Origin of the sequence: Psychrobacter sp. TB20-MNA-CIBAN-0197, from assembly GCF_040309765.1 — a bacterium.
Classification (GTDB): Bacteria; Pseudomonadota; Gammaproteobacteria; order Pseudomonadales; family Moraxellaceae; genus Psychrobacter; species Psychrobacter submarinus.
Genome location: NZ_JBEOPC010000804.1, coordinates 1 through 263, shown reverse-complemented (window position 1 = coordinate 263; position 263 = coordinate 1). Strand labels below are relative to the sequence as shown.

Genomic DNA, 263 nt, shown 5'->3' with positions numbered 1-263 from the left:
GACTGTGACTGCTCTGCTCGATCAGCAAACGCGCCGCTTCCAGGCGCAGGCTCTCTATCGCCTTGGCTGGTGACTGGCCGGTTTCGGCGGTGAAAACGCGGGTGAATTGCCGCGGACTCAAGTGCACCACTTCGGCCAATTCTTCGACGCTCAGCGGGCGATTGAGGTGCTTGCGCGCGTAATCCAGCGCACTCTGAATGCGGTCGGATTTGGGCGACAGCGACAGCAATTCCGAATGTTGCGACTGCCCTCCGGACCTACGC

Annotated in this window: 1 protein-coding gene; it reads right to left on the bottom strand. The window is 61.2% G+C overall.

All coding sequences use genetic code 11. The features are described from left to right. A partial coding sequence (locus tag AAEY83_RS16070) for a helix-turn-helix domain-containing protein (protein ID WP_351060588.1) occupies positions 1-263 on the bottom strand: 263 nt, incomplete at both ends.